The 18,511-nt window shown below is 38.4% G+C and carries 16 protein-coding genes; 13 read left to right on the top strand and 3 right to left on the bottom strand.

Annotation, left to right across the window (positions count from 1 at the left end):
- Positions 1-574: 574 nt before the first annotated feature.
- The 10 genes from PN471_RS21385 to chrA all read left to right on the top strand — a co-directional run bounded on the left by PN471_RS21385 (position 575) and on the right by chrA (position 10,611).
- Positions 575-1,615 (top strand): NADP(H)-dependent aldo-keto reductase, encoded by a 1,041-nt coding sequence (locus tag PN471_RS21385; protein WP_271778552.1) that lies wholly within the window; start codon positions 575-577, stop codon positions 1,613-1,615.
- 216 nt (positions 1,616-1,831) lie between these two features.
- Positions 1,832-2,818, top strand: coding sequence for a threo-3-hydroxy-L-aspartate ammonia-lyase (locus PN471_RS21390; protein ID WP_271778553.1), 987 nt, complete (start codon positions 1,832-1,834; stop codon positions 2,816-2,818).
- 160 nt (positions 2,819-2,978) lie between these two features.
- Positions 2,979-3,635 carry a class I SAM-dependent methyltransferase family protein gene (locus tag PN471_RS21395; protein WP_271778554.1) on the top strand — a complete coding sequence of 219 codons (657 nt, stop codon included), beginning with the start codon at positions 2,979-2,981 and terminating at the stop codon, positions 3,633-3,635.
- 3 nt (positions 3,636-3,638) lie between these two features.
- On the top strand, positions 3,639-4,850 hold the full coding sequence (locus PN471_RS21400; RefSeq protein ID WP_271778555.1) for a glutathione S-transferase family protein: 1,212 nt from the start codon (positions 3,639-3,641) through the stop codon (positions 4,848-4,850).
- Between the two features lie 27 nt (positions 4,851-4,877).
- The gene (locus PN471_RS21405) at positions 4,878-5,324 is read left to right on the top strand and encodes a beta-lactamase hydrolase domain-containing protein (protein ID WP_271778556.1); all 447 of its coding nucleotides are present in this window, start codon (positions 4,878-4,880) and stop codon (positions 5,322-5,324) included.
- Between the two features lie 72 nt (positions 5,325-5,396).
- Positions 5,397-6,197 (top strand): SDR family oxidoreductase, encoded by an 801-nt coding sequence (locus tag PN471_RS21410; protein ID WP_271778557.1) that lies wholly within the window; start codon positions 5,397-5,399, stop codon positions 6,195-6,197.
- A gap of 99 nt (positions 6,198-6,296) precedes the next feature.
- Positions 6,297-7,922 (top strand): FAD-dependent oxidoreductase, encoded by a 1,626-nt coding sequence (locus tag PN471_RS21415; protein ID WP_271778558.1) that lies wholly within the window; start codon positions 6,297-6,299, stop codon positions 7,920-7,922.
- 105 nt (positions 7,923-8,027) lie between these two features.
- On the top strand, positions 8,028-8,357 hold the full coding sequence (locus PN471_RS21420; RefSeq protein ID WP_271778559.1) for a 4Fe-4S binding protein: 330 nt from the start codon (positions 8,028-8,030) through the stop codon (positions 8,355-8,357).
- A 29-nt stretch (positions 8,358-8,386) separates the two neighbouring features.
- Positions 8,387-9,334 carry a D-2-hydroxyacid dehydrogenase gene (locus tag PN471_RS21425; RefSeq protein ID WP_271778560.1) on the top strand — a complete coding sequence of 316 codons (948 nt, stop codon included), beginning with the start codon at positions 8,387-8,389 and terminating at the stop codon, positions 9,332-9,334.
- Positions 9,335-9,405: 71 nt separating this feature from the next.
- Positions 9,406-10,611, top strand: a complete 1,206-nt coding sequence (chrA, locus tag PN471_RS21430) for a chromate efflux transporter (RefSeq protein WP_271778561.1) — start codon at positions 9,406-9,408, stop codon at positions 10,609-10,611.
- 117 nt (positions 10,612-10,728) lie between these two features.
- On the opposite strand, the gene PN471_RS21435 is transcribed toward chrA, so the two are convergent.
- The 3 genes from PN471_RS21435 to PN471_RS21445 all read right to left on the bottom strand — a co-directional run bounded on the left by PN471_RS21435 (position 10,729) and on the right by PN471_RS21445 (position 13,955).
- The gene (locus PN471_RS21435; protein WP_271778562.1) at positions 10,729-12,036 is read right to left on the bottom strand and encodes an MFS transporter; all 1,308 of its coding nucleotides are present in this window, start codon (positions 12,034-12,036) and stop codon (positions 10,729-10,731) included.
- Positions 12,037-12,064: 28 nt separating this feature from the next.
- Positions 12,065-12,814 carry an SDR family NAD(P)-dependent oxidoreductase gene (locus PN471_RS21440; RefSeq protein WP_027401224.1) on the bottom strand — a complete coding sequence of 250 codons (750 nt, stop codon included), beginning with the start codon at positions 12,812-12,814 and terminating at the stop codon, positions 12,065-12,067.
- A 70-nt stretch (positions 12,815-12,884) separates the two neighbouring features.
- Positions 12,885-13,955, bottom strand: coding sequence for an Mrp/NBP35 family ATP-binding protein (locus PN471_RS21445; protein ID WP_271778563.1), 1,071 nt, complete (start codon positions 13,953-13,955; stop codon positions 12,885-12,887).
- Between the two features lie 304 nt (positions 13,956-14,259).
- On the opposite strand from PN471_RS21445, the gene PN471_RS21450 reads away from it, so the two are divergent.
- The 3 genes from PN471_RS21450 (at position 14,260) to PN471_RS21460 (ending at position 18,360) form a co-directional block, all read left to right on the top strand.
- Positions 14,260-15,276, top strand: coding sequence for a sulfonate ABC transporter substrate-binding protein (locus PN471_RS21450; protein WP_271778564.1), 1,017 nt, complete (start codon positions 14,260-14,262; stop codon positions 15,274-15,276).
- Positions 15,277-15,516: 240 nt separating this feature from the next.
- On the top strand, positions 15,517-17,232 hold the full coding sequence (locus PN471_RS21455) for a fumarate reductase/succinate dehydrogenase flavoprotein subunit (protein ID WP_271778565.1): 1,716 nt from the start codon (positions 15,517-15,519) through the stop codon (positions 17,230-17,232).
- Positions 17,233-17,529: 297 nt separating this feature from the next.
- Complete coding sequence (locus PN471_RS21460; RefSeq protein ID WP_271778567.1) at positions 17,530-18,360, top strand: dienelactone hydrolase family protein; 831 nt, start codon at positions 17,530-17,532, stop codon at positions 18,358-18,360.
- Positions 18,361-18,511 lie beyond the last annotated feature (151 nt).

Consider the following 18,511-nt stretch of genomic DNA (forward strand, 5'->3'; position numbering starts at 1 on the left):
TTTGATTGATAACCCCACACACACAAAGAATTTGATTGATCACGAAATCCGGGCTAGGAGTTCGCAGCACAAGGAAAAGAAGGGAAATTCTCAGAGAGAATTTTTTTGTCACAGGTCTATTTAGACTAGTTTTTTATTCGTAATGACATTAAACGCCTTATGTGAGTTAAAAATGCCCCGGTTATTTTAAGGGTTTCAGACTTCACCTTACCGACAAGTCCTAGTCTTACGAAGGAGATTGCATTGTTCTAGCCGCCAACTCACATAAGGCGTATTAAAGATTATAGTAACGACTAGATTACCTGATCTCATAAAATACGGCATATCGGTCAGTTTACTGCAGTTAATCTTTGATGAATAGCAGCATCTCACAAAGAATCTATAATTTGAGTATTGGTGGATACATTTTTTATAATTTTAAATTAATTGCTACAAAGGGTTGTATATCTAAAATTTGTATGATAGTATGCTTTTTCAAGTATTAACTCCGATAAATCAATAGATTTGGTGTAGTTTAAGGCAATAGTCATATTTTTAGTTTTTGTAGCGAAATGAGGAGAATCATTTAAACATTATGAAATACAACCAACTTGGTGCAAGCGACCTCAAAGTTTCCGAGATTTGCTTGGGAACTATGACCTATGGACATCAAAATAGTATTGAAGAAGCGCATAAGCAACTTGACTATGCTGTAGCGCAAGGGATTAATTTCCTAGATGCGGCGGAAATGTATCCCGTCCCCCCTCGCGGTGAAACCCAGGGAAAAACTGAGGCTTATATTGGGGAATGGTTGAAGAAACAGCAACGGGATAAGCTGATAGTTGCGACTAAAATTGCAGGTCCTGGTCGTCCTTTTTCCTGGTTGAGGGGTGGAAATAATAAAGTTGACCGTGATAATATTACACAGGCAGTACATGATAGTTTGCAGCGATTACAAACTGATTATGTAGATTTGTATCAAATTCATTGGCCTGATCGTTATGTTCCTACATTTGGACAGACAAGTTATAATCCAGAATTAGAAAGGGAAACTGTGTCTATTGCGGAACAGTTACAGGCTTTTGCTGATGTGATTAAAGCTGGAAAGATTCGCTATTTGGGTTTAAGTAATGAAACGCCTTGGGGGGTGAGCGAGTTTGTTCGCATTGCTAATGATTTGGGATTACCTAAAGTTGTCACTACTCAAAATGCTTACAATTTACTTAACCGTAATTTTGAATCAGGTTTAGCTGAAGTTTATCGTTATACAGATGTGGGTTTATTGGCTTATAGTCCTCTTGGGTTTGGGTTTTTAACTGGTAAATACATAGAAAATCAACAGTTAGAAAATACGAGAATAACTCTATTTCCAGGTTTTGGACAACGGTATTTGAAACCTAATGTCCAAGAAGCAGTTAAGGCTTATGTGGAGATTGCTAAGAAGTATAATCTCTCACCTGCTCAATTAGCGATCGCCTTTGTCAAAAGTCGCTGGTTTGTTAAAAGCACTATTATTGGCGCAACAACCTTGGCACAATTACAAGAAAATATAGATAGTGTCAATGTGGTTTTAGATCAAGAGATTTTCGCAGAAATAGATGCAATTCATACTCGTTATCCTAATCCAGCACCTTAACCAGGTTTTGTAAAAAAATATAAAGAGGGTGTTTTAAAAGTTTCCGGCGATTATAAATCGCTACTACACAAACAAATTCCACCTGCGTGGACTAAGGAAAAATTAAGAGTTTGAAACCCATGTTCGCGTAGCGTTCCGCAGGAATAGATGGGTTTTGTCTGTGTAGCCGCGACTTTTAGTTGCCAAAGCTTTTCAAACATCCTCTTAGAAAAAACAATGTTATTATCTGATTCTGTTACTATTACTGATGTAGAAGCGGCGCAAAAAAGGCTTTTAGGTATTGCTCATCAAACACCAGTAATTACTTCTAATACCGTCAATGAACTGACTCAAAGCCAAGTATTTTTTAAATGCGAAAACTTTCAACGGACAGGAGCATTTAAGTTTCGTGGTGCTTATAATGCCTTAGTCCAATTATCAGCCAAGCAGAAAATCAAAGGGGTAATTACCTATTCTTCAGGAAATCATGGACAGGCGATCGCTCTTGCTGGGAAATTACTCAATATTCCCACCATTGTAGTTATGCCTGATAATGCACCAATAGTCAAACAAACTGCAACTCGCGGTTATGGTGCAGAAGTCATTTTGTATAACCCTCACACAACTAACCGGGAAAAATTAACCAAAAGTCTCGCAGTACAACGCGAATTAACTTTAATTCCACCTTATGATCATCCTCATGTAATTGCTGGACAAGGTACAACTGCATTAGAACTAATTCAAAAAGTAGGACAACTAGATTACTTATTAGTATGTTGTGGTGGAGGTGGATTAATTTCTGGTTGTGCAGTTGCGACAAAAGCAGTTTCACCTAATTGTAAAATAATCGGTGTAGAACCGGAATTAGCCGATGATGCTACTCGCTCTTTTTACACCAAAACCCTGCAAACTGTCCATAATCCCCATACCATTGCTGATGGTGTCCGAACTCCCAGTTTGGGTAAAATCACCTTTCCCCTAGTCTTGCGATACGTAGATGATATGGTGACAGTATCGGATGCAGGCATAATTCGCACCATGTTTTTGATTTGGGAACGCTTAAAAATCGTTGTTGAACCTACCGGAGTTATAGCCGCAACAGCATTATTAGAAGGTGTATTTAAAGCGCCGGGCGCGAGAATTGGCGTAATTATTAGTGGTGGAAATGTAGATTTATTGCAAGTTAGTCAATTAAAGCAACTTAATCATCTTTTGCATTACTAGATAAATAATTATCTAACTACTTGATCTTTTCCAAATTGACATGGTAGTCTGTGCTTATATTTAATCTACGGTTTTTCAATAAGCTTACCGTAGTTTTATGTTATAGTGATGATATACACTGTTGAAAATCTGAATTTTTAGCAATCGGGAATCTTCTTTTATGCCAAAAGATTGGTTAGAATGGCACGATCTTTACAATAGCGAACCAAAATTACAGCAGCGTCTAGAAATCGTGCGGGAATATATTTCCTATAGTTTAGATAACTCCTCAACAGGGGCTATTCGGGTAGTTAGTGCTTGCGCTGGTGATGGGCGAGATTTATTAGGAACTTTAGCAAATCATCCCCGTACTAAAGATGTATATGCAAGATTAGTAGAAATCAATCCTGAGTTAGTTGAACGTGGACGTGCAACTATAGAATCATTGGGTCTAACAAAACAAATTGAGTTTATCAATGGTGATGCAACTGCTGCTGATAATTATGTAGGAGCAGTACCAGCAGATATTGTGATTGTTTGTGGGATTTTTGGCAATTTAGCTGATGAAAATGAACTCAATCGTTTATTAGGGAATTTGAGCTTTCTGAGTAAAAAAGGTGCTTTTGTTCTCTGGACTCGTGGACATTCTAACGGTATTGCTTACTCAGAAACCGTGCGTAAATACTTCCGTAATTTTGGATTTGAGGAAGTTAACTTTAAACTCACAGCAACAGGAGATATGGGAGTAGGGATTCATCGTTATTTAGGTGAAAATCTACCTACACCCAAAGAAGAAAAACTATTTGTATTTTCTGGCGTTCCAAATAAGGCGAGGTAAGAAATGTCTATTGCAAGCACTACCATATCCAGTTGGGATCAATTATTAGAAAAAGCTCGACAAAATACCCCCGCCCGTCGAGTTAAAAGACCAGGACAAGCACCTTCTACTGCTCCTATTCCTAGCAGTTTACATAAACTTTCCCCGGAGAAAAAACCGCCAGTATTGTTATATAGAGATAGTAACTCTTGGTGTCCTTTCTGTGAACGAGTTTGGTTTGCCTTAGAAGAAAAACAAATTCCCTTTGAAACAGAATTTATTGATCTGAGTAATAAACCGAAATGGTACACAGATTTAGTGCCAACAGCCCTTGTCCCCGCAGCAAATATTGAGGGCAAATTCGTTTATGAATCAAAAGATATTCTTTTAGAATTGGAAGAACACTTTGGCGAAACACTGTTACCTGAAAATCCAGAAGAAAATGCTCTGGCTAGACAATGGGTTGAAGATGCAGAAACTAACGGTTTTCGGGATATTGCCTATAAATTCTTGAGACAACCTCCAGAAGATGCCAAAGAATTAGCAAATTTACAGGCAGAATTTGAAGCTAAATTAGATGAAATTGAAAAAACTTTAGGAAGATATCCAAAACCCTATTTTTTATCAACATTTAGCCTGGTAGATATTATGTATAGTCCCCATTTAGATAGATTGGCGGCTAATTTACCAGTATATAGAGGATATCACATCAAAAGAAATCCTCGTTTTCCTCTCATTAATGTTTGGTTTGCAGCACTTAAAAAACGTCCTGCTTACAACAGAGTTAAATCAGACAATATTACGAATAATTTACTTTTACGGCGGAGATTTGGCGTAGAACCTATTGGTAGTCCTTTACCTTTAGATTTAGCTGATGCTGAATTTATTGAATATCGTGCCGAAGCAGCAGAACGATTAAGTGATAATCGAGAAGTTGCTATTAGCGATATTCTTAAAAATTCAGGAGTTCAATCTTTAGGTGATATCTCAATAATTAAGGACTCTGTTGATTTTCACCTACGATTATTAGCTGATTATCTCCTTAATGGCAATAACAAACTATTACCAGGAGGAAGAACTGGAGGTAAAGAAAGTATAGACCCCATTATCGCAGCTACAGGGGCTATTACACTAGCTTATGTGAGAAATAGGATTTGTGCGCCACGAGATATGAGTGCTGGTGCTGCAACCGCATTACGAGCCGCAGCAGGTAAGGTTTTAGCATCTATGTATTAATTTTGTTTCACACCAAGAGGAATTAAAATGAGTGACTTAAAAAAGGTTAGCGAAAATTTGAGTATTGCTGGACAAATTTCATCCGAGGAATTAAAACAATTAGCAATTGACGGTTTTAAATCAGTTTTGAATTTACGTTCTCCTGATGAAAATGGCTTTTTCCATGATGAAAAGCAAGAAGCACAAATTGTAGGATTAGAATATACAAACATTCCCTTAAATCCTCAAGAACCAAATCAAGAATTAACAAAAGAGGCGATTCAAGAAATTGAAAATTTGCCTAAACCAATTTTAATTCACTGTGCTGGTGGTGCGAGAGCGGGAGGAATAGCCTTAATTGCAGAAGCAATTCAAGCGGGTTTAACTTATGAACAAATTGCTCAAAAAGCTAATGAATTAGGAATTAATTTAGAACAGCCACATCTCAAGCAATTTCTATTAGAAAAGTTTGCAGCGAGACAAAGTTCTTTGTAGAGACGTTAATTACCACAAAATATCTATTTGTGTTTTTGAATCCTCTGGGTAAATTTATCAGGTACAATTTCTATGAGTTTAGAACTAAATCTATCAGGTAAAACAGCAATTGTTACAGGTGGTAGTGCAGGAATTGGGTTAGCTACCGCCAAAGCTTTGTATAGTGAAGGTGTAAATGTAGTTATTGCGGCTCGCAATCAAGAAAAACTTGAGCAAGCAGTAATTGATATTCAATCTTTAGATAATGCAAATGCTAAAGTTATTGGTGTTAGTGCTGATTTAACTACAGCAGAAGATGTTGAGAAAGTTATCTCTACAACAATTGCAAAATTCGGTAAAATTGACATCTTAATTAATAATGCTGGTTCAGCCCGTGCTGGGTCATTTTTAGAATTGAGTGATCAAGCATTTCTAGACGCTTGGAGTTTAAAACTTTTGGGTTATATTCGCTTTGTGAGAGCAGTTATACCTCATTTAAAAAAACAGGGTGATGGACGCATTATTAATATTATTGGTGGTGCTGGAAGGACACCCCGTCCTAATTTCTTACCAGGAGGAACTACAAATGCTGCATTGTTGAACTTTACACGAGGCATTTCTAAAGAATTAGCCCTAGATAATATTAGAATTAATGCCATTTCTCCAGGATTAACAGACACAGAACGAGCGAAAACTTTAGCTGTCCAAAATGCCGATAGTTTGGGTATTACTGTGGATGAATATAAAGCCCAAGCAGTGAAATCAATTCCTTTAGGAAAAATCGTCAACCCTGAAGAAATCGCAGCTTTAGCTTTATTTTTAGTTTCTGATTTAGCTGCTTCTATTACTGGTGCAGAAATTCAAATTGATGGTGGCAGTACACCAGGAGTTTAAGTTATTGCGTAGGTTGGGTTAAGCGACAGCAACTCAACATTTTCAGAATTTTGTTGGGTTTCCTTCCGTTAATTAATGTTACAAAAAAGAGGAATTTCCATGACTCAAAAACAATTATTTTCGCAAGATAGCGATGTTGATCAAACCTTATTAGCTGATGTATTAGTAATTGGGGGCGGACCTGCTGGAACTTGGTCAGCGTGGAGTGCTGCTAATGGTGGTGCAAAAGTGGTTTTAGTAGATAAAGGCTATTGTGGTACAAGTGGCTGTGCAGCCGCTTCGGGTAACGGTGTGTGGTATGTTCCACCAGAACCCGACAGTCGAGAAGCAGCAATGGCTTCTAGAGAGGCTTTAGGAGGATTTTTATCTAGCCGTGATTGGATGCAACGGGTCCTAGATCAAACTTATGCGAACGTCAACCAACTAGCTGATTGGGGTTATCCTTTCCCTACAGATGAAGAAGGTAAACCCTATCGGCGCAGTCTGCAAGGTCCAGAATATATGCGCTTGATGCGGCAACAAATAAAACGGGTAGGGGTGAAAATTTTAGATCACAGTCCGGCTTTGCAGCTATTGGTAGATGCAGAAGGTGCTGTAGCTGGGGCGACGGGAGTTAACCGTCAGACTGGTAAAAAGTGGATTGTGCGATCGCATTCAGTGATCATTGCTACCGGAGGCTGTGCTTTCTTGAGTAAAGCCTTGGGTTGCAATGTGCTAACAGGGGATGGATATCTCATGGCAGCCGAAGCGGGTGCAGATATGTCGGGAATGGAGTTTTCCAACGCCTATGGCATCGCACCTGCTTTTTCTTCTGTAACTAAAACCCTATTCTATAATTGGGCAACTTTCACCTACGAAGATGGTACACCTATCCCCGGTGCTGGTTCGCAAAAAGGGCGTTCTGTCATTGCCGAAACTTTGCTAACTCAGCCAGTTTACGCCATTATAGACAAAGCATCATCAGAAATGCGGGTGACAATGCGTTTATCTCAACCCAATTTCTTCCTACCTTTTGATCGTGCTGGTATTGATCCCTTTACTCAACGTTTCCCTGTCACCTTGCGTTTAGAGGGGACAGTTCGGGGTACAGGTGGCATTAGAATTACCGATTATACTTGTGCTACTTCTGTGCGTGGACTCTATGCTGCTGGTGACGCAGCCACAAGAGAATTAATTTGTGGTGGTTTTACTGGTGGTGGTAGTCATAACGCCGCTTGGGCGCTATCTTCAGGGTATTGGGCAGGACAGTCTGCGGCTGAATACTCCCACAATTTAGGTGTAGAAGCTAACCAAAGACCAGTTCAAGCCGTAGGTGGTGTAGGATTTATTTCTGGTAGTGAAAAACTAATTCATAGTGAAGACATCATCAAAGCCACTCAAGCGGAAGTTTTCCCATACAATCGAAACTACTTCCGTAATGAACAAACTTTAACGGAATCATTGCAAAGATTACATTCTCTCTGGGATGAAATTCGCAATAGTCAAAGTGCAGATAATAGTCATATTGTCCGCACAAGGGAAGCTGCGGGAATGGTAGCCACAGCCAGATGGATGTATAGCAGTGCCTTGGAACGCAAAGAAACACGCGGAATGCACAAACATTTAGATTATCCAGAACAGGATACTAACCAACAACATCATTTAATTAGTGGTGGTTTAGATCAAGTTTGGGTAAAAGCTGCACCTATCCAGGAAGTAAAAACAAAAGAACTGGTAACTGTGTAAATAGTAGGTTGGGTTGACACCAGGAAACCCAACACAAGTTTTGATAATGTTGGGTTTCGTTCCTCAACCCAACCTACATTCATATTAATTTTGGTGGTTTTGGAAATGATTGAATTAGTTAGTGAATCCCGGTGCATTCAATGTAATCTTTGCGTTAAAGTTTGCCCAACAAATGTTTTTGATAAAGTACCAGATGCACCTCCGACTATTGCTAGACAAAGTGATTGTCAAACCTGTTTTATGTGTGAATTATACTGTCCGGTTGATGCGCTGTATGTTGCCCCAGAAGTAGAACCATTAACAGGAATTAACGAACAATTATTAGAAGAAGCTAAACTTTTAGGCAGCTATCGTAAAAATATCGGTTGGGGAAAATCTGTTACAACCACAGCTAAAGAAGACTCAACATATAAATTGTTGCAGAAGATGAAATAGAACATCAAAAATCATCCAATTTATCAATTATGAAACTGATTTTACCAGTAGAAATTGCTCATGAAATTGAGCCGCATTTACCTGAAAATACTACTGTAGTGCGTGTAGATAGTGAGGGTAATATAGATGGTGATGCCACAGATGCAGAAATTTATTTTAGTTGGTTTTATCTCCAACAAAATACTTTACATCGAGTATTAGATGCTGCGCCTTTATTGCGTTGGCATCATGCCCCAAATGCAGGTGTAAATCATATTTTGACACCAAAATATTTAGAAAGAGATTTAATTCTAACTAATGGTGCGGGGGTTCATGGTATTCCTATTGCTGAATTTGTGATTACTTATTTACTGGCTTATTCTAAACGATTACCAAGTTTATATAAACTACAAAATCAGCATAATTGGCAAAGAGGTTTACCAATTCAAGAATTATTCGACAAAACTTTATTAATTATCGGTGCTGGTGGAATTGGTCAAGAAATTGCGGTTCGTGCTAAAGCATTTGGAATGCGTATTTTTGGTAGTTGTCGTCATCCAGAACCATTACCAAATTTTGATAAAGTAGTCGGTGCTAACAAGTGGAAAGAATTACTTCCAGAAGCAGATTTTGTGGTGATTTCTACTCCTTTAACAGCAGAAACAAAGGGAATGATTGATGTAGAAACCTTGGGATTATTCCGCACTGATTCCTATTTAATTAATATTGCACGGGGAGCAATTGTTGATGAATCAGCACTGGCTACAGCTTTACAGGAAGGCTGGATTGCTGGGGCGGCTTTAGATACAGTATTTACAGAACCATTACCAGCACAGAGTCCTTTGTGGACATTACCAAATGTATTTATTACCCCCCATTGTTCTGGAAATTCTCCTAGAGTTAAAGAGAGAACACTTGCCCTATTTCTTGACAATTTCAACCGCTATTGTCAAGGTAAGTCTTTACGCAATGTGGTAGATAAAACTGCTGGTTATTAAATAATAAATATAAAATAAGTATAGGTTAACGTAAGTTGGCTTTTACATTTTTAACGTAGATTACGCAAGCTATGCCGTACAACTTATTTAGTCGGTTGAGTGAAATAGCTACACTCTTTTTTAAACTGGGTGTTATTGGCTTTGGTGGCCCAGTTGCCCATATTGCCATGATTGAAGATGAAGTAGTGAAGCGTCGTCGGTGGTTGACACAAGACCATTTTCTGGATTTACTAGGTGCAATCAATTTGATTCCTGGTCCCAATTCCACTGAAATGGCAATTCATGTCGGATATATTTATGCAGGATGGCCAGGGTTAATTGTCTCAGGTGTTTGTTTTATATTACCTGCGGTTTTAATAACAGGGATATTTGCCTGGATTTATGTTAATTATGGTAGTCTACCCCAAATTGCACCTTTACTTTATGGTATCAAACCTGCTGTTTTAGCGGTTATTGTCAATGCCCTTTGGGGTTTAGCAAGAAAAGCGGTGAAAAACCGTCAATTACTGATTATTGCTATAGGTGTGGGATTACTGGTATTAATTTCCCAAGTGAATGAAGTAATTGCCCTATTGTTTGGGGGATTACTAGGTATGATGTGGTTACATCCTCGAAATCAAGACAAACCACCGGGAAATAAACCTAACTTATTGATTGGTGTCTTAACTACAGGCGCAACTTTACAGACAACATCTACAATTAGTGCTGTGGCAGGTACATCTGTTCCTTTATGGCAATTAGGTTGGTTTTTTCTGAAAGTTGGTAGTGTTTTGTTTGGTGGTGGCTATGTGTTAATTGCATTTTTGCAAGGGGGATTAGTTCAAGAATATGCCTGGTTAACACAACAGCAGCTACTAGATGCGATCGCTATTGGTCAATTTACCCCTGGTCCAGTGCTGTCCACTGCCACCTTTATCGGCTATGTCTTAGCTGGTGTACCTGGTGCGATAGTAGCTACCATTGGTATTTTTCTACCATCTTTTCTCTTCGTTGCTGCCTTAAATCCGGTTATTCCCCGTTTACGCAGTTCTGCTTGGACAAGATCATTTTTAGATGCTGTGAATGCCAGCGCTGTAGCACTGATGGTAGTAGCTGCCTTGCAACTGGGAATAGCTACTTTAAAAATAGCAAAACCACCCTATGTAGATATTCTGGGGATAGCGATCGCACTCACCTCCACAGTTTTGATTACTCGTTACCGCATCAATGCTGCTTGGCTAGTTTTAGGTAGTAGTTTAATTGGTTATGGTGCTATGGCTTTAGGTTATATCAAATAAAATACCTGTTATGGCAAGGCAAAAGGCAAGAGGAAAGAGTGAAGAGGGTTTGGGCGATTTTACGTTTCTTTACACAGTTTGGTTTTATTGTGTTCACCTACTTAATGGCTAGCCTCATTAAGAAAGTAATCCCATTCTTTGATATATTGGGTTTACCACTTTTCTAATATTTGATATTTGCCTAGCAAAAAAATAAGCTCCCAAAATACAACAAATACCACCAAATAATAAGGCATTAGCAACACCAATATAATTTGCTAATCCTCCGAAAAATAAATTACCAAAAGGCAATATTCCCAAAAAAGTAGTCATAAATATACTGGTTACTCGTCCTCTTTTATCTTCTTCCACTAAAATTACTTGCAGAAAATTACTAATTGAAGCTAGAGTTAGTGTGTTAGTTAATCCCACAATAAAGATTAATGCTAAACAAATTTCTAGCTGTGTTGAACGAGAAAATAATATTAATGATACTCCCAGCACTAGAGTAGAAATTACCATAACCTTCTCTAGTCCTATGACTTGTTTACGCTGCATGAGATAAATCCCAGAAAAGATAGAACCAAAAGCTGTAGAAGTCATCAAAAAACCCATCGTTTCTGCATTGCCTTTTAAGACTTCTTTGGCAAATATTGGCATGAGATTTACATAAGTCATTGCCATAAAGCAAACTATAATTTGCAATATTAAAATAGATTTAATAGGCACAAAATTATAGACAAAAATAAATCCTTCTTTTAAGTTATGCCAAATTTTTGGAGATTTTGATGTAGATAAATTATTGATATTTGGTTTTATCCGCATGATGAAGATAGCTAATATAAAAGGCAAATAGCTAATAGCATCTACTAAAAAACATAAACCTGCTCCATTTCTAGCAATTATCAAACCCCCAATCATAGGACTAACAAATTTAGCTGTATTAATTAAAAATGAATGCACAGCCATTGCACTATAAGTATCACTTCTGTTTTCTAGCAATCTGGGGATAGTTACTTGACGTGCTGGTAAATCAAAAGCTTTGACTATGCCCTGAAGAATACCAATGATTATAATATCTGTAAAATTTATCTGATTACTAACAGTTAAAAAAGTTAGTAATGAAGATAGAAAAACAGATACTATCTGAGTAGTTAATAAAACATACTTTAAATTCCATCTATCTAGTAATACTCCTACCAATGGTGTAATAACTAAACCCATAGCTTGATTGCTAAAGCCAGCTATACCAACTAACATGGCTGAATTTGTCAATTGATAAACCAGCCATACTAAGGCAATTTGTGTCATCCAAGAGCCGAAAAAAGACACGCTTTCCCCAATGAGAAAACCAGATAAATTGGGTGATCTAATTGCAGGTGAAATTCTCAAAAAAGCAAATATCTTGTTGCTTTTCTTTAATGATGTTCTATTTTCTTCTAACATTAATATTACCTATTTTCAGGTATAGTCATTACCGTTCTTGTTGAGTTGGACGAATCAAGATTTCATTCACATTAACGTGCTGTGGTTGGGTAACAGCATAAATTATTGCTGCTGCTATATCTTCACTTTGTAATGGTGTAATTGCTTTCCGTCTGGCTGCAATTTCTTGCTTTGCTACTACATCGGTAATATGCTGATCAATTTCTGTTTCTACTAAACCAGGCTCGATGATAGTAACGCGGATATTATCTTGATATACTTCCTGTCTTAATGCTTCCGAAAAGGCATTTACACCCCATTTAGTGACATTGTAAGCCGCCATTCCTGCACGGGCAATGCGGCCTGCTACAGAAGAAATATTCACAATATGTCCTGATTTTTGCGCTTTGAAAATAGGTAATATAGTGTGAGTTGTGTACATTAACGCTAAAACATTAATATCAATCATTTTTCGCCAGTTTGACGGATCTGCATTTTCAATCCTGCCAGGAAATGATATACCTGCATTGTTTACTAAAATATCTACACGCCCAAATTCTGCATTAGCTTTTTGGATTAGGTTTCTAGTTTGAGCTTCATCGGTAATATCTGTAATAACGGATAATGCTTGTCCACCATTGTCAGTAATATGTTTTGCTACAGCCTGCAACCTATCTCCCCTTCTGGCTGCAATTACTACTTTTGCCCCTGCTGCTGCGAGTAAAATAGCCGTAGCTTCCCCAATTCCCGAAGAAGCCCCGGTAATAATAGCAACTTTTCCTTCTAATTTATCTGCCATAGTGAACACCCATTGGTTGATTTAAAATACGGTATTTACATCAAGATACTGTAGATTAAAACTAAGCGTATCATAAATAACTAGAAAAAGCAAGAAAAGTAGCCTCTAATGCCGCAGCAATGTGTATAAATACTTGACTTGTAATTGTGCTAGAGTCAATAAGGGTAAGAGGTTGTCCAGTATCACCACCATTACAGATACGAGGATCAAGGGGAATTTTGCCTAAAAGTGGTGCTTGGAGTTCATTTGACAATTTTTCACCGCCACCACTCCCAAAAATCGCAGTTTCTTCCCCATTTACGCCGATAAAATAGCTCATATTCTCGATAATACCGAGAACAGGAACACCCACTTGGCGAAACATATAGATACTGCGACGCACATCAGCAACAGCGACCTGTTGAGGTGTTGTTACCAATATCACCCCACAAATCGGGCTTTCTTGCACAATCGTAATTTGAGCATCACCAGTACCGGGAGGCAAATCTATTAACAGATAGTCCAATTCTCCCCATTCAACATCATGTATAAATTGAGTAATGATTTTATGTAATACAGGTCCACGCCAGGCTAAAGGATGATCCGGTTCTGCTAACAATCCTACAGACATGACTTTGATACCATGAGCTTCTAATGGTAAAAATTTCTGCCCATTAGCAGTATCAATAACCGTAACTTCAGATTGTCCTAATCCAAGCATCTGAGGAACGTTGGGACCATAAACATCAGCATCTAATAAACCCACTTTTGCTCCCGTTAATTTCAACGCTGCGGCTAAATTAACTGCGGTTGTGGATTTACCTACACCCCCTTTACCGCTAGATATGGCTAATGTCGTTTTTACCCCTGGAATTGTACAAACTTGAATGTAGGTTTTTTTACACCAAGCTAATGATGATAATACCGCTTTAATCTCTGCTTCTAAGTGCTGCTGACGAGAACCTATATACAAGCGCAAATAAATATATTGATCAACTATCCGCAGATTTCGCACCATTCCCAAACTAATGATGTCGTTTTTTAGAGTGGGTTCAATTACTTGTTTCAGGAGTTGGATAACTTCTTCTTGTTGAAGATTGGCAGGATCTATTTGTACTTCCTCGCCCACAAAACTTTTGTTCAAATCTAATTTTTCTGGCATCTTACGGCAAATAAGGGTATACGACTACACGCACGGTTAATATTTTTCCATAGACCTCTTGCATTCAAATCACTTTTATGTGATTATTTAAGAATAAAATACGGTAACTTGATTGATATACTGTAGTTTTATCATAAATTCACCTAAAGATAGCCCTCAAACTAGAAGTCTGGGGCTATAAGAACGAAGTCCGCCTACGCGGACTCTTTGAACCCACTCAGGTGAGTTTTGCCTGTGTAGCAGTGATTTCCGATCGCCATCTGTTTCTAGATTCTCTTTACTCCGATTAGTTGAAGTTGGGATTATGTTTCTTAAAAAATCGAACATTCGCACTTTTTCTTTACTACTTACAGTTGGATTAGGTTCAACATTAGCTGTTTCTGTTTTTTCTCCCAATGTTGGGACAATTCAGAAGGCAAATGCAAATACAATCGCTCAAAATAATAGTAGCAAAACAGTAATTCGTATTGGCTATCAAAAAGCAGCAACTATCCTATACGCACTCAAAGCAAAAGGCGAATTAGAAAAAACCTTAAAAGCCTCTGGTGCTTCTGTTACTTGGACTGAATTTCCTGCTGGTCCGCCGATGTTAGAAGCTTTAAATGCAGGAAGTATTGATTTTGGCTACACAGGAGAAGCACCCCCTGTATTTGCTCAAGCGGCTGGAGTTCCTCTAGTTTATGTTGCTTATGACCCTTATGGACCTAAAGCGGAAGCAATTATTGTCCATAAGGACTCACCAATTAAAAATGTAGCTGATCTCAAAGGTAAAAAAGTGGCTTTTGCGAAAGGAGCAAATGTTAATTATTTAGTAGTCAAAGCACTGGAAAAAGCCGGATTAAAATACACTGATATTAAGCCAACCTTCCTCGCACCTGCTGATGGTCGTGCTGCTTTTGAAGGGAGAAATGTTGATGCTTGGGCGGTTTGGGATCCTTATTTAGCTGCTGCTCAAAAAGCCACGGGCGCACGTATTCTTACCGATGCCACTGGACTAGCTCCCAATCGAGGTTATTATTTGGCTGCTAAATCCTTTGCCCAGAAAAATCCAGCAGGTTTAAAAACTGTTTTGGCTGGGGTAAGTAAAGTCAGTGATTGGGCAAAGGGTAATCCTAAAGATGTGGCAAAGTTACTTTCTCCTGTATTGGGTATAGATGCGGCTGTATTAGAGGTAGCAGAAAAAAGACGCAAGTATGGCGTTCTGCCATTAACCAATGATGTAATTGCCAAACAACAAGAAATTGCTGATACTTTCTATAAAATCAACTTAATTCCTAAACAAATTAAGGTTAAGGAGATAGTTTGGCAAGGCAAGAAATAATTTTGTAAGTAGGTTGGCGTTGAAAATTGTCATTATTGCAAGGCAAAAGGCAAGAGGCAAGAGGCAAGAGTGAAGAGGGGTTGGGCGATTTTACGTTTCTTTACACAGTTTGGTTTTATTGTGTTCACCTACTTAATTGGTAATTGGCAATAAAAAAATTGCTAATTATCAATTATTTCTAGAAATCTTCCTTGACTTTCTCTGCGTGAGAAAAAATTTAAATTCTTGAAAGAGTTTTATATGGTAAAAAATATCAATACACAGTGGCTAAAGAGCGATGTTTTAGTAATTGGTGGTGGGACTGCGGGGACAATGGCAGGGATTAAAGCCAAACAGGCAAATCCTGATGCTGAGGTATTAATTTTAGAGAAAGCAAATATACGCCGTAGCGGGGCGATCGCTATGGGAATGGATGGAGTTAATACAGCCGTCATTCCTGGCAATTCTACCCCAGAACAATACGTCCGCGAAATCACAATTTCTAATGATGGTATTCTGCACCAAAAAGCCGTTTACCAAACAGGTAAATTAGGTTATGAAACTATCCAAGAATTAGAAAGTTGGGGCGTTAAATTCCAAAAAGATCCCCAAGGTAATTATGACGTTAAACAAGTACATCGGATAGGTAAATATGTCTTACCCATGCCAGAAGGTAAAGACTTAAAAACCATTCTTACCCGCCAAGTTAAACGTCATCAAGTGAAAGTCACAAACCGCGTCATGGCAACTAGAATACTAGTAAAAAATGGTAGAGCTATTGGGGCTGTTGGGTTTGATGTACGCGGTGGTGATTTTGTAGTTATTCAAGCCAAAGCCGTCATACTTTCTACAGGTGCTTGTGGCAGATTAGGACTACCTGCATCTGGCTATCTTTATGGAACTTATGAAAATCCCACAAATGCCGGAGATGGTTATTCAATGGCTTATCATGCAGGAGCAGAATTAAGCAATATTGAATGTTTCCAAATCAACCCATTAATTAAAGATTATAATGGTCCAGCCTGTGCCTATGTTGCAGGTCCCTATGGAGCATATACCGCCAATGCCGAAGGAAACCGCTTCATTAATTGCGATTATTGGAGTGGTCAAATGATGTTAGAGATTTGGAAAGAATTAAACTCTGGTAAAGGACCAATTCAAATGAAAATGACTCATTTGGATGAAGATACAATTTCAGAAATTGAGTCCGTTTTGTGGGCAAATGAAAGACCGAGTAGAGAACGTTTTCATGAGGGTAGAGGTGAAAATTACCGCACTCATGGGGTAGAAATGAACATCTCAGAAATTGGATTATGTAGTGGACATAGTGCTTCTGGTGTGTGGGTGAATGAAAAAGCAGAAACTACAGTACCTGGACTCTATGCAGCCGGAGATATGGCCAGTGTTCCTCATAATTATATGATTGGTGCATTTGTCTTTGGTCGATTAGCAGGAGAAAATGCGATAGATTATATTGAAAATTTAGAACATTTAGAACCTGAGACTGATTTTTTAGAAGCTGAAAAAACGAGAATTTACGCGCCATTAAATCAATCTAATGGGATTCCCCATACCCAAGTTGAATATAAATTACGCCGACTGGTGAATGATTATTTACAACCGCCAAAATCCGGCAATAAAATGGAAATTGGGTTAAATAATTTTGTGCGTTATCATGAAATTTTAGCCCAAATGGGAGCGTGTGATCCTCATGAATTAATGCGATGTATGGAAGTACATTTTATTCGTGATTGTGCAGAAATGGCAGCACGAGCATCTTTATATCGTCGGGAAAGTCGTTGGGGTTTATATCATTATCGGTTGGATTATCCAGATAAAAATAATGAAGAGTGGTTCTGTCATGTAAATTTGAAAAAAGATGAAGCAGAAGAAATGATTTTGTTTAAACGTCCAGTTGAGCCTTATATTGTGGAGGTTGATTTACAAAAAGAAGTTTATCATGTTGCGGTTAGATGAATAAAATGATTAAGTGAATACTGTTCAATCAAGAAAAAGTAGGGGGAGCATCCCAATTTTGAAAAAATAACCGCAGCAACACCAAAAACTCTCTGTAACTCTCTTACCTTCGTGATCTTTGTGTCCTTCGTGGTTCTTTTCTTCCCAGCCTTTGACATTGGGTAAAAATAAATTTACACGATTTGGGATGCTCCCAAAAGTAGGTTGGGTTAAGCGATACCTTCGGTCAGCTTTGCTAACGCGCAACCCAACAAAAAGATTGATAATGTTAGGTTTCTTTTAAGGTAATTAAAGATGATTCAAGAAATAACACGCCGTGAATTTATCGCTACTGCTGCTTTAACAACTGGTTTTGCTTTAGCGGTAGAACCTGTTTTTGGTAAAGTGATTACCACAGATACTAAAGGATTAATTGCGGGAGTGGTGAAAATTCCCGTCAAAGATGGGGAAATTCCAGCATATAGAGCGCAACCAGAAAAGGGTGAAAATTTCCCCATTGTTTTAGTAATTCAAGAAATATTTGGGGTACATGAACATATACAGGATGTTGTGCGACGCTTTGCTAAATTAGGCTATTTAGCGATCGCCCCTGAACTGTTCATCCGTCAAGGTGATGTGTCAAAATTAAGCAACATTGACGAAATTCGTCAAATTGTTGCCAAAGTTCCCGATGCTCAAGTGTTATCAGATTTAGATGATCTTGTCGCTTGGGCAGTAAAATCAGCAAAAGGTAACGCTGATAAATTAGCAATTACGGGTTTTTGCTGGGGTGGTCGAATTACCTGGCTATATGCAGCACATAATCCTCAAGTGAAAGCAGGTGTGGCTTGGTACGGAAGATTAGTAGGCAATGCTACCGAGCTACAGCCCAAACACCCCATTGATATAGCTGCTGGACTCAAAGCGCCCGTGCTTGGACTTTATGGAGGTCAGGATACAGGTATTCCTGTGGACACAGTAGAACAAATACGAGAAAAACTCAAATCTAGCAGCAGTAAATCAGAGATAATTGTTTATCCTGATGCACCTCATGCCTTTTTTGCCGATTATCGCCCTTCTTACCGCGAAAAAGAAGCCCAGGATGGTTGGCAAAGACTCCAGGTATGGTTTAAACAGTATGGAGTGTGAGTTTCAATATTTTAGGACTTACGCACTGTACAAATTCACCATGATGTGCATGAACGAAAATCCCTCGTTTCAGGCTTTTGGTGATTAACTTCTGCTCAATAGCGAGCGCTCAAAAATCATCAAAAAATCACGTTAAAATGCCCGAAACCCA

The organism is Aphanizomenon sp. CS-733/32 (assembly GCF_028330045.1).
GTDB classification, from domain to species: Bacteria; Cyanobacteriota; Cyanobacteriia; order Cyanobacteriales; family Nostocaceae; genus Dolichospermum; species Dolichospermum gracile.

What these genes read in the sequence shown, in the direction of transcription:
- PN471_RS21415 (WP_271778558.1), top strand. Translation starts at nt 6,297, where the DNA reads ATGACTCAAAAACAATTATTTTCGCAAGATAGCGATGTTGATCAAACC.
- PN471_RS21420 (WP_271778559.1), top strand. Translation starts at nt 8,028, where the DNA reads ATGATTGAATTAGTTAGTGAATCCCGGTGCATTCAATGTAATCTTTGC.
- PN471_RS21425 (WP_271778560.1), top strand. Translation starts at nt 8,387, where the DNA reads ATGAAACTGATTTTACCAGTAGAAATTGCTCATGAAATTGAGCCGCAT.
- PN471_RS21450 (WP_271778564.1), top strand. Translation starts at nt 14,260, where the DNA reads ATGTTTCTTAAAAAATCGAACATTCGCACTTTTTCTTTACTACTTACA.
- PN471_RS21435 (WP_271778562.1), bottom strand. Translation starts at nt 12,036, where the DNA reads ATGTTAGAAGAAAATAGAACATCATTAAAGAAAAGCAACAAGATATTT.
- PN471_RS21395 (WP_271778554.1), top strand. Translation starts at nt 2,979, where the DNA reads ATGCCAAAAGATTGGTTAGAATGGCACGATCTTTACAATAGCGAACCA.
- PN471_RS21390 (WP_271778553.1), top strand. Translation starts at nt 1,832, where the DNA reads ATGTTATTATCTGATTCTGTTACTATTACTGATGTAGAAGCGGCGCAA.
- PN471_RS21405 (WP_271778556.1), top strand. Translation starts at nt 4,878, where the DNA reads ATGAGTGACTTAAAAAAGGTTAGCGAAAATTTGAGTATTGCTGGACAA.
- PN471_RS21410 (WP_271778557.1), top strand. Translation starts at nt 5,397, where the DNA reads ATGAGTTTAGAACTAAATCTATCAGGTAAAACAGCAATTGTTACAGGT.
- PN471_RS21440 (WP_027401224.1), bottom strand. Translation starts at nt 12,814, where the DNA reads ATGGCAGATAAATTAGAAGGAAAAGTTGCTATTATTACCGGGGCTTCT.
- PN471_RS21445 (WP_271778563.1), bottom strand. Translation starts at nt 13,955, where the DNA reads ATGCCAGAAAAATTAGATTTGAACAAAAGTTTTGTGGGCGAGGAAGTA.
- PN471_RS21385 (WP_271778552.1), top strand. Translation starts at nt 575, where the DNA reads ATGAAATACAACCAACTTGGTGCAAGCGACCTCAAAGTTTCCGAGATT.
- PN471_RS21400 (WP_271778555.1), top strand. Translation starts at nt 3,639, where the DNA reads ATGTCTATTGCAAGCACTACCATATCCAGTTGGGATCAATTATTAGAA.
- PN471_RS21455 (WP_271778565.1), top strand. Translation starts at nt 15,517, where the DNA reads ATGGTAAAAAATATCAATACACAGTGGCTAAAGAGCGATGTTTTAGTA.
- chrA (WP_271778561.1), top strand. Translation starts at nt 9,406, where the DNA reads ATGCCGTACAACTTATTTAGTCGGTTGAGTGAAATAGCTACACTCTTT.